The 10,875-nt window shown below is 74.5% G+C and carries 9 protein-coding genes; 5 read left to right on the top strand and 4 right to left on the bottom strand.

What is annotated here, in order from left to right:
- The 3 genes from ACXAHD_RS28825 to ACXAHD_RS28835 form a co-directional block, all read right to left on the bottom strand.
- Positions 1-1,086 (bottom strand): prenyltransferase (locus ACXAHD_RS28825; RefSeq protein WP_475054533.1); only part of this gene is annotated, 1,086 nt, incomplete at its 3' end.
- Between the two features lie 176 nt (positions 1,087-1,262).
- Positions 1,263-1,913, bottom strand: a complete 651-nt coding sequence (locus tag ACXAHD_RS28830; protein WP_281550849.1) for an acVLRF1 family peptidyl-tRNA hydrolase — start codon at positions 1,911-1,913, stop codon at positions 1,263-1,265.
- Between the two features lie 4 nt (positions 1,914-1,917).
- Positions 1,918-2,289: a DUF6403 family protein gene (locus ACXAHD_RS28835; protein ID WP_281555650.1), complete on the bottom strand. Its 372-nt coding sequence runs from the start codon at positions 2,287-2,289 to the stop codon at positions 1,918-1,920.
- Between ACXAHD_RS28835 and ACXAHD_RS28840 the strand changes: the two genes are divergently transcribed.
- From ACXAHD_RS28840 to ACXAHD_RS28860, 5 genes are all read left to right on the top strand, one after another.
- Positions 2,222-2,362: a hypothetical protein gene (locus ACXAHD_RS28840; protein WP_281550848.1), complete on the top strand. Its 141-nt coding sequence runs from the start codon at positions 2,222-2,224 to the stop codon at positions 2,360-2,362. The genes ACXAHD_RS28835 and ACXAHD_RS28840 overlap by 68 nt on opposite strands.
- Positions 2,363-2,689: 327 nt before the next feature.
- On the top strand, positions 2,690-4,378 hold the full coding sequence (locus tag ACXAHD_RS28845) for an ABC transporter ATP-binding protein (RefSeq protein WP_475054542.1): 1,689 nt from the start codon (positions 2,690-2,692) through the stop codon (positions 4,376-4,378).
- The gene (locus ACXAHD_RS28850) at positions 4,375-6,153 is read left to right on the top strand and encodes an ABC transporter ATP-binding protein (protein ID WP_475054536.1); all 1,779 of its coding nucleotides are present in this window, start codon (positions 4,375-4,377) and stop codon (positions 6,151-6,153) included. The genes ACXAHD_RS28845 and ACXAHD_RS28850 overlap by 4 nt, the downstream gene beginning before the upstream one ends.
- Before the next feature lie 79 nt (positions 6,154-6,232).
- On the top strand, positions 6,233-9,418 hold the full coding sequence (locus tag ACXAHD_RS28855; RefSeq protein ID WP_281550846.1) for a DEAD/DEAH box helicase: 3,186 nt from the start codon (positions 6,233-6,235) through the stop codon (positions 9,416-9,418).
- Positions 9,415-10,353 carry an SWIM zinc finger family protein gene (locus ACXAHD_RS28860; RefSeq protein WP_289213304.1) on the top strand — a complete coding sequence of 313 codons (939 nt, stop codon included), beginning with the start codon at positions 9,415-9,417 and terminating at the stop codon, positions 10,351-10,353. Before ACXAHD_RS28855 ends, ACXAHD_RS28860 begins: the two co-directional genes overlap by 4 nt.
- 24 nt (positions 10,354-10,377) lie before the next feature.
- Here ACXAHD_RS28860 and ACXAHD_RS28865 read toward each other — a convergent pair whose 3' ends face one another.
- Positions 10,378-10,629 (bottom strand): DUF3040 domain-containing protein, encoded by a 252-nt coding sequence (locus ACXAHD_RS28865; RefSeq protein ID WP_281550844.1) that lies wholly within the window; start codon positions 10,627-10,629, stop codon positions 10,378-10,380.
- Between the last annotated feature and the right edge of the window lie 246 nt (positions 10,630-10,875).

Below are 10,875 nucleotides of genomic sequence, written 5' to 3' on the forward strand. Positions count from 1 at the left end.
GATCGTCGGCAGCGGAAGGGGGGGAGAAGAGACAGGCCACAGCCGGTGGGCGAACAGGCCCACGTATCCGGCGAGGACCGCGCCGAGCAGGGTGAGCGCGCCGCCGTCGGCGCCGGTGCGGGCCGCGTCGAGCAGGACGCCGAGCATCGCCGCGCCGACGATCAGCGAGACGTGGTTGGAGGCCCAGAAGACCACCGGGGTCATCCGTCGCGGGTCGAGGTCGCGCATGTCGCCCCGGCACAGCCGCAGCACCAGCCAGCCGGAGATCGCCGCGGTCGCCGTCATCGGTGCCCAGACCAGCCAGGGTACCCAGCCGGCGAGGGCGGAGCCGGTCAGCGCGGCGTAGGCGACCGGTTGGGCGGTGACGATGACGCGTACCGCCCGGCCGTAGCCGATGATGACCGGGATCGTGCGCTTGCCGACCTGCTTGTCGGAGCGGCGGTCGCCGAGGTTCATCACCATCATCCGTACGGTCTGCAGCAGCGCGGTCGGAGCGAGGACCACCAGCAGCAGGACCGGCACGGTGCCGGTCTGCAGCAGCACAGCGACAATCGGCCACAGCCCGTTGAGGATCGCCGCGACGGTCACCTCACCCAGGCCGCGGTAGTTGAACCGGCCGGGCGGCGCGGTGTAGAACCAGGCCAGCACGACGGCGGCGGTGGCGGCCAACCGGGTCGGCCAGTCCGGCATCGCGACGATCATCAACTGTGCCACGGCGGCCAGGACGAATGCGGTGCCCAACGCCACCACCGGTGGCACCAGCCCGTCGACGAGTGCCCGGCTGCCGCCGGTCCACGGGGTGAAGTAGACGTTGGCCCGGTCGGCCGCGAGGTCGAAGTACTCGTTGCAGTAGTGCGTCATCAGGTGGACCGTCCAGGCGAACAGTTGCGCCAGGACGTACCAGCCGAGGTGCAGCGGATAGCCCTGGTGCACCGAGACCGCCACCGCGAGCCCCACCGGGAGCAGGTTGTAGAGCAGGAAGCGCAGCCGGGCCAGCCGGATGAACCCGTGCCAGTCGGTCCGGCCGGTCTGGTCGGCGCGTTCCCCGACCGGCGGGTCGGTGGTCGGTCGGCTCGTCACAGTCATCGTCGGGCACGCCTTCTGTAGTCGGGTCGTCACCCGATCCTGGTGGAAAAGTGTTACCGGACGGGACCAATGGATGTAGACCCTGGTAAATGTCCCAGGTTGCCGCCCGACGTGGCGGTCGGCGAGGTACGTTCGGCGCAACGGCCATTGTGGGCGACGAGCGGGCGGCGTCCGGCTTACGGCACCAGGTGGATGCGGACTCGGCGGGCGGCGACTGCGGCGTCCTGCAGTACGGCGAGCCGTGGCTCGGGGCAGTCCAGCAGGTGCGGGTGGCGCAGCGGCAGCAACGGTGCCAGCCGCCGGTCGGCGAGGACCGCGTCGACCATCAACCGGTCGCCGCCGCAGACCAGTGCGCCGATCGGCTCCTCGGCGTCGGCGGTGCCGTACGGCAGCAGCACCCGGGCCACGACGTCGGCGGCCCGGTTGGCCGCCGCCGTCGCCTGGTTGTCGCGCCGCCGGGCGTACCGCTGCTGTGATTGCCCGCCGGCGGCGGTGCGTCCCTGCACATAGTGCCGCTCCACCTTGGACACGACGACGGCGGTGCCGTCGACGACACCGGCCGCCACCGCACCCTTGCGGGCCAGCAGCAGGCCGATGCGCGGCGGCCGGATCAGTGCGGTGAGCAGACCGTCGACGTCGTTGATCCCGTCGAAGCCGGGCGGCGGGTGCAGGGTCGCCGTGTCGCCGTTGCTGGCCCCGGTCAGGGTCAGGCTGTCCTCGGCGGCGCCGTCGTGCCGGCCGTAGAAGCCGTCCAGCCAGCCCCGCAGACGCTCCGGGGAGATCTCCACCCACCGGCCGCCGCCGGCCGCCGGCCGCGCTCCGCGCATCCGCTCAGTTCCCCGGTACGGCGAGCGAGTCGGCCAGCTCGCGGCCACGTCCGATCAACTGCTCCAGCCGCTCGGTGAGCCGGTCGACGTCCGGCCGGTCGGCCCGGTCGGCGGCGACGATGTCGGCAAGCAGGTCGGTGTAGTCCATGGTGAGTCGACGGTACCGCCGGACGAAGTCACCTCGCTCCCCGGTGCCACCGACCGCGTCTTGGTTGCCGCCGGCCGCGCCTCGTTGCGCCCGCGCGCACCGGCGGTGCAGGTCGATGATCTGCTGGCCGAGCACGGCGGCGGCGAGGTTCTGCGCCCGGGTGAGCAGCTGCTCCGCCTCGGCGACCGGCCGGGGCGCTGCGTCGCGGCTGACCGTGGCCGCGTCGATCGCGGATCTCGCCGTCGACCAGCAGACGCGCCGGGCGCGCTGGGCGCCCGACGTCGGGGCAGCGTCGCCGTGAGTATCCGGCGGCCATCAGCACGGCAGCCCGACCGGCCACACCAGCCAGGACCATCCCATGGTCGGCCCACCCCCATGATCGAATCGTCGGACTGCCGCGATCCTGCCCGACCGGTGCCAGCTGCCCGGTCGCGGCGCGGCCCAGCTCAGCGGTGCCGGTGACCGACGACACAGCCGGCAGATGGGGGAAAATGCGTCGGCGGCGCGAGTTGGGACGTTTTAGCCTGGGCGGGTGCCGCCGTTGATCCCCCACCCCGATCCGGGTAGTCCCGAGATCCGGGGGCCGGTGCGCTACCTGTGGTGGCTGGTGTGTCGCCAACCGTGGCGGGTGCTGCGCGGTGCCCTACTCAGTACGGTCTGGATGGTCGGTCTGGCCGGCCGGCCGTACCTGGTGGCCCGGGCGATCGACGACGGACTGCGCCCCGGCCGGTGGGCCGTACTGGCATGGTGGGTCGGTGCCGTCCTGGCCGCCGGGGTGCTGATCTCCGTGGTCGGTGTGTTTCGGCACCGCACGATGACCTACATCCGCGAGGACGCCACCGCCCGGTCCGCCGGGGTGCTGTCGCGGCAGCTGGCGCGCATCGGCGCGGTCCTGCCCAGCCGGCTCGCCACCGGCGAGGTGGCCACCGTCGGCGGCACCGACATCACCCACACCTCGCACGTGCTCACCCTGACCGGGCCGGGCGTCGGCGCGGTGCTGGCGTACCTGGTGGTCGCGGTCCTGCTCTGGACGGTCTCGCCGGTGCTCGCAGCGGTCATCCTGATCGGCGTGCCGGTGGTCGCGGCGCTGCTCGGCCCGCTGCTGCGCCGGTTGGACCGGGCCGAGCAGACCTATCGGCGGGAACAGGGCCAGCTCACCGCCCGTGCCGGTGACATCGTCGCCGGGCTGCGGGTGCTGGCCGGGGTCGGCGGTCGGTCCCTGTTCGCCGACCGCTACGTCGACCACTCCCAGCGGCTGCGTGGGCACGGCTACCGGGTCGCGGCGGTGAACAGCTGGATCGAGGCGCTCACCGTCACCGTCCCCGGCCTGTTCCTCGCCGCCGTGGTGTGGATCTCCGCCCGGATGGCGGTCGCCGACGAGATCAGCATCGGGGAGCTGGTCGCCGTCTACGGGTACGTGGCCGCGCTGACCGTCCCGGTCTGGTTCCTGCAGGAGGGCAGCTACCAGTTCATCCGGGGCCGGGTCGCGGCCCGCCGGATCGTGGCCCTGCTGCGGCTCACCCCCGACCCGGTGACGGACCTGGCGGCGCGGCCCACCGCGGCCGCCCCAAGGCAGCCGGCCGACCTGCACGACCCCGACAGCGGGTTGACCGTGCCGGCCGGCCGGATCATCGGGGTGGCGGCCGACGACCCGGGCGACGGGCAGGCCCTGGCCGACCGGCTGGGCCGGTTCCACCGGTCCGACGTGACCTGGGGCGCGGTGCCGCTGGGCGCGGTCGCGCTCGACGAGGTGCGGGCCCGGATCCTGGTCGCCGACCACGACGCGTACCTGTTCGCCGGCACGCTGCGGCAGATCCTGCAGGGTGCGCGGGCCGGCGAGCCGGGCGCGGCCGGTGACCGACAGGTGCGGGCGGCGCTCCGGGTCGCGTCCGCCGACGACGTCGTGACGTCGCTGCCGGACGGCCTGGCGACGCAGATCGGCAGCCGCGCCCGTACCCTCTCCGGCGGTCAGCGGCAGCGGGTCCGGCTGGCCCGGGCGTTGCTGGTGGAGCCGGAGATGCTGATCCTGATCGAGCCGACCTCGGCGGTCGACGCACACACCGAGGCGCGGGTCGCCGACCGTCTGCGCACCGCGCGGGCCGGCCGGACCACGGTGCTGATCACCACGTCCCCGCTGCTGCTCGCGGCCACCGACACGGTGACGTACCTGCGGGGCGGTCGGGTCGTCGGGACCGGTAGCCACGCCGACCTGCTGGCCGGCGACCCGGGCTACCGGGCGCTGGTCGCCCGGGGCGGCGAGCTGGCTGACGTCGCAGGCCCGGCCGGCGGGTCGTCGCCCGGGGCGGGGCAACCGTGACCGCCTCCGGGCCAGCGGGCGCGCCGGCCACCACCGGGCCGTCGGCCGGTCGACTGCCGGTGGCCGATCCGGGTGCCGTCCGGCGGGCGACCGGTGACCTGCTCGGCCAGCAACGCTGGGTGGTCGCCGGCATCCTGGTGCTGCACGTCGGCGCGGCCCTGGCCGGTCTGGCCGGGCCGTGGCTGCTCGGCCGGATCGTCGACGTGGTCACCGTCGGCGCGTCGGTGGCCGCGGTCGACCGGCTGGCGGCGGCGCTGGTCGGCTTCGTCCTGCTGCAAGGGCTGCTCACCCGCTTCGCCCGGTACGTCGGGCTGCGCTTCGGTGAACGGGCGGTCGCCCGGCTCCGCGAGGACTTCGTGCACCGCGTCCTCGGGCTACCGGTGTCGGTGGTGGAACGGGCCGGCACCGGCGACCTCGCCACCCGCAGCTCCAGCGACGTCGCCACGGTCGGCACGATGGTCCGCGATGTGGTGCCGGTGGTGGTGATCGCCACCGCACAGCTGGGCCTGCTCTTCGGCGCGGTGTTCTGGCTGCATCCGCTGCTGGGCCTGGCCGGCCTGATCGGACTGCCGTCGATCCTGGCGGTGACCCGGTGGTATCTGCGTCGGGCCCGGCCGGCCTACCTGACCGAGGGCGCGGCGATGGCCGCGTTGACCGACACGTTGACCACCACTGCCGACGGCGCCCGTACCGTGGAGGCGCTGCGGCTGGGCGACGAACGGATCCGCGCGGGCCGCGCGCGGATCGCCGACCTGTGGGCTGCCCGGCGGGCCACCCTCGCCCTGCGTTCGGTGTACTTCCCGGTGGCCGAGGCCAGCGTCGCGTTGCCGGTCGGCGCCGCGTTGCTGGTCGGCGGGCTGCTGCTGCACCGGGACGCCGTCACCCTCGGGGCGGTGGTCGCGGCCGCACTCTACCTGCAGCAGGCCGTCGACCCGATGGACACCATCCTGCAGTGGATCGAACAGGCCCAGCGCGGGCTGGCGTCGTACGCCCGGGTGCTCGGCGTCGGGCAGGTGCCGCCGGAGCCGCGCGGCCGGGGTGCGACGCCGACCGGCCGTGAGGTGCGGGTGACCGGTCTGACCTTCGGCTACGGCGGCGGCGTCGACGTGCTGTGCGGCATCGACCTGACGGTGGCCGCCGGGCAGCGGCTGGCGATCGTCGGCCCGTCCGGGGCAGGCAAGTCCACCCTGGCCCGGCTGGTCGCCGGCATCGAGGTGCCCCGCGACGGCGCGGTGCTCCTCGGCGGCTGCCCGGTCATCGACCTCGACCCGGCGCAGCGGCGTCGCCGGATCGCCCTGGTCACCCAGGAACACCACGTCTTCATCGGTACGCTGCGCGACAACCTGCGGTTCGCCGCCCCCGAGGCGTCCGACGAGACGTTGCGCTCCGCGTTGGTCACCGTCGGTGCCGACTGGTACGCCGACCTGCCCGCCGACCTGGACACCCTGCTCGGCGACGGCGCGCTCGACCTGCCGGCCGCGTACGCCCAGCAGGTGGCGCTCGCCAGGCTGGTGCTCGCCGATCCGGACATCCTGATCCTGGACGAGGCGACCGCGGCCCTGGACCCGACCACCGCCCGCCGGACCGAGCAGGCGTTGGCGGCGGTACTGGCCGGGCGGACCGTCATTGCCGTCGCACACCGGCTGAACTCGGCCCACGACGCAGACCGGGTGGCGGTACTGGACCAGGGCCGGATCACCGAGCAGGGCAGCCACGACGAGTTGATCGCCGCCGACGGCGCGTACGCTGCCCTGTGGCGCTCCTGGCACGGCTGACCACCCCGGCCGTGGCGTCGGCCGCACCAGTCGGACCACCCGTACCATCGGCGCAGGTGCCGACGGCGAAGGAGTGGCTGTGCTGGTGGTGCAGGGGCTGCTCGGCCCCGACGGTCGGCTCGCCGTCTGGGCCGAGGACTCGACGTTACCGTCGGCGCCGCCCCGGCGGCCGGGGCGACCGCCGCGCCGCCGACCGCACCCGTTCGCCGCCGGACACGAGGCCCTGGTCGCCGCGCTGAGCCCACTGCTCGGGCCGGTGGCGGTCAAGGCGGCCACCGGCAGTACGGCGGTCCGGCTGCCGACCGTCGCCGGTGCTCCGGTCGAGTCACCGGAGCTGGTCCGTACCCAGTCCGACGCGCCGACCACCGGGCTGGCCCGCGACGGCGGCCACGCCGACTGGCTGGTGTCCACCTTGGAGTTCGACGCCGACGAGGCGTTGTCGGTGCTCTGCACCCTGCACGACGTCGATCCGGCGGCCGACGTCGCACCGGCCGACGGTCTGCCCGGCGGCGTCGCGGCGGCCGACGGTCTGCCGGGCGGGCTGGTGATCGGTGCCGGGGTACGCCACCTGGCGCTGCTCGCCGGGTTCGCCGCCGAACTGGTCGCCCGGGGCCGGGTGCTGCCCGCCGTCCGGCCCGGCCCGGCACCCGGGTCGGCCACCGCCTGCTGGCTGCCGCTGCTGACCGGTGCCGACCAGCGGTGGGCCCGGTCGCTGACGCTGGCCACCCCGGCGGCGGCCCTGGCCGCCGGGGCGCCCGGCACCGGACACCGGCGCGTCGCCGAAGCGTTCGACGCGTTGACCGACGCCGCCGCCCGCGCCGCGCTGCACGGCGTACGGCTGGCCGAGGGCCGGGCCCGGTCCGGGCCGTTGGCCGCCCGCGACGCCTGGCTGACCGCGTTGACCGGGCCCCGGCGGGACTTCACCGCCCCGGTCGCGGCGCTCGACACCCTCGCCGCCGAGCTGGAGCACTGGCAGCGGGACGCGGCCGGCGGTCCAGTGCGGGCCCTGTTCCGGCTGCGCGAACCCGCCCCCGCCACTGAGGAGCCGGCCGCCGACGGGTCGGCCGGTCTCGTCGACGGTGCCGACGGGTGGCGGCTGGAGTTCGCACTGCAGGCCACCGCCGAGCCGAGCCTGCTGGTCGACGCGGCGGCGATCTGGCGCGTCGGCCGGCAGCTCCAACCGCTGACCCGGCACACCGCCGACCCGCAGGAGACGCTGCTGGCCGAGCTGGGTCGGGCCAGCCGGCTCTGGCCGGCGATCGACGACGCGCTGCGTACCGCCACCCCCGACGGCGTCGACCTGGACGTCACCGGTGCGCACCGGTTCCTGCGTGACGGAGCACCGACCCTGCACGCCGCCGGGTTCGGCGTGCTGCTGCCCTCCTGGTGGCAGCGGCCGGCGGCCCGGCTCGGTGCCCGGCTGCGGGCGGGAACCCCGACCGCGCCGGGCACTGTCGCCGTCGACCGCCGGTTCGGCCTGCCCGACCTGGTGGACTACGAGTGGGAGGTGGCCCTCGGTGATCAGCCGCTGACCGAGCAGGAGCTGCGCGATCTGGCCCGGGCCAAGACACCGCTGGTGCGGGTGCGCGGCGAATGGGTGGAGGTCGACCCGAAGCGGATCGCTGCCGGGTTGGCGCTGCTGCGCTCCGGTGGTGCGCTGACCGTCATGGACCTGCTGCGGGTCGCCCTCGGCGACGACGACGGCGGCGTGGGGCTGCCGGTGCTGGGCATCGACGCCACCGGGGCGCTCGGTGACCTGCTCAGCGGTGAGGTGGAGCGCCGGCTCACCCCGGTGGCCGAGCCGGCCGGTTTCCGGGGGCGGCTGCGTCCGTACCAGCAGCGGGGGCTGGCCTGGCTGCGGTTCCTGGATTCGCTGGGACTCGGCGGGGTGCTCGCCGACGACATGGGACTCGGCAAGACCGTACAGCTGCTCGCCCTGCTCGCCGCCGACGCACCCGACGCCGGTCCGACGCTGCTGGTCTGTCCGATGTCACTGGTCGGCAACTGGCAGCGGGAGGCGGCCCGGTTCGTGCCGGACCTGACGGTGCACATGCACCACGGCACCGACCGGCCCCGCGGCCCGGAGTTCGTCGCTGCGGTGACCGGCGCCCGGCTGGTGGTCACCACCTACGCGGTGGCCGCCCGGGACGCCGTTGACCTGGCCGGGGTCGGCTGGCACCGGATCATGGTCGACGAGGCCCAGGCGATCAAGAACGCGGCGACCCGCCAGGCCGTCGCGATCCGGTCACTGCCCGCCCGGCACCGGGTCGCGATCACCGGTACACCGGTGGAGAACCGCCTCGCCGACCTGTGGTCGATCATGGAGTTCGCTAATCCGGGCCTGCTCGGCGGCGCGGCCACGTTCCGCCGCCGGTACGCCGAACCGGTGGAACGCCACGGCGACGCCGAGGCCGCGCAGCGGCTGCGCCGGATCACCGGCCCGTTCGTGCTGCGCCGGCTCAAGACCGACACCTCGATCATCTCTGACCTGCCGGCGAAGCTGGAGATGGAGGTGCTGTGCCACCTCACCGCCGAACAGGCGTCGCTCTACCAGGCGGTGGTCGACGACATGATGGGGCGGATCGAGTCCAGCGACGGCGTCGAGCGGCGCGGCCTGGTGCTGGCCACCATGACCAAGCTCAAGCAGATCTGCAACCATCCGGCGCAGTTCCTGCGCGACGGCTCGCACCTGCCCGGCCGCTCCGGCAAACTCGCCCGGCTCACCGGGATCCTCGACGAGGTGCTGGCGGCGGGGGAGAAGGCGCTGCTGTTCACCCAGTACGCCGAGTTCGGCGCGATGCTGCGCGGGTACCTGTCGGCGTACACAGGTCGGGAGGTGCTGTTCCTGCACGGCGGTCTGGCCAAGGCGGACCGTGACGACCTGGTCGCCCGGTTCCAGGCCGGCCATGCCGACGGCGGCGGTGGTCGGGCCGGGCCGCCGCTGTTCGTCCTGTCGTTGAAGGCCGGCGGCACCGGGCTGACCCTGACCGCCGCCAACCACGTGGTGCACGTGGACCGGTGGTGGAACCCGGCGGTGGAGGACCAGGCCACCGACCGGGCGTTCCGGATCGGGCAGCGGCGGGCGGTGCAGGTCCGTAAGTTCGTCTGCGCCGGCACCGTGGAGGAGAAGATCGCGGCGATGGTGACGGACAAGCGTGGCCTCGCCGCGACCGTCGTCGGCAGCGGTGAGCAGTGGCTGACCGAGCTGTCCACCGCGCAGCTGCGGGAGCTGTTCACGTTGGAGGCCGGGGCGGTGGTCGAATGAGCCGGTTCGAGGACTACGGCCGGCCCCGGCGGGTCGACGGCGGGCTGCGCGCCCGCAGCACCCGGGGCGCGATCGGACAGTCCTGGTGGTCGCGCCGCTTCGTCGACGTGCTGGAGTCGTTCGCGTTGGGCACCCGGCTCACCCGGGGCCGCTCCTACGCCCGGGCCGGGCAGGTGCTCGCCCTGACCGTGGCACCTGGCGTGGTGAGCGCCCAGGTGCAGGGATCCCGGCCCCGGCCGTACCAGGCGCGGATCGGGCTGCGGCGCTACGGTGACGCGGTGTGGCGGCGGATCGAGAACACCTTGGCCGGCCAGGCGCTGTATAGTGCCCGGCTGCTCGCCGGCGACCTGCCGCCGGAGCTGGAGGAGGTGTTCGTCGCCGCCGGGGCACCACTGTTCCCGGCCGGCGTCGACGAGTTGGCGATGAGCTGCAGCTGCCCGGACGCGGCGGTGCCGTGCAAGCACCTGGCCGCCACCTGCTATCTGCTGGCCGAGGAGTTCGACACCGACCCGTTCCAGATCCTGCACTGGCGGGGACGGGACCGGGCCGCCCTGCTGCGTCAGCTGCGGCTCGCCCGGGGCGGTGGTGACGGTGCGCCGTCCGTCGACGGTGCGGCGTCCGCCGGCGGGGGTGACGGTGCGCCGTCCGTTGACGGTGGCTTGTCGTCCACCGACTCCGACACGCCGCCGGTGACGTCCCCGGTCGGTGCCGGCCCGGCGCTGGCCGGCCTGTCCGAACCCGTCGCCGCGTCGGACGCCGGATTCTGGCGGGCGCCGGTGCCGCTGCCGGACCGCGAGCCGGTCCTGTCGGCCCGTGCCGACCTGCTGCTGCGCCAGCTCGGGGCGCCGTCACCGGTGATCGGCGGCCCGGGCCTGGCGACAGTGCTGGGCCGGGCCTACCGGCGGTTCGCCGAACCCGCGCCGGCCGACGACTGACGTGGGCTGCCGCTGCGGTCGGGGCTACCAGCGGCGGGCCCGCAGCGCGAGGACTCCCGCGGCGGTGAGCGCCACCGTGCAGATCGACGCGGCGATCCAGCCGCCGAACAGGGCGAGCAGCGGCACCACCGCCCAGAGCAGCACACTGGCGATGATCGCCGCCCGGTTCCGCCGGTTGGCGGCCTGATCGCCCAGGCGGGCGACGAAGTCCGGATCGGTCGTCCGCAGATGGCGGGCGATCTGGTCGAACCGGCGTTGATCCTCCCTGCTGAGCATGGCGTGCCTTCCCTCCGAACGTCCCGACGGCCGTGGCGTGGTGGCTTTGGTGGCGTGGTGCGGCACGCGCTGTGCCTACCGAACGATGCGTACCGAACGATGCGTACCGAACGATGCGTACCGAACGATGCGTACCGAACGGCCATCGGGGCATTACCCAATCGCCCGCCGCTCACGCAGCCCGGTCCCGCAGCTTGCGCCTCAACCGGCAAACAGGACGGCCGCCGGCCCGGGACCGTGAGGTCC

It is taken from the genome of Micromonospora sp. ABR4_055 (assembly GCF_056160425.1).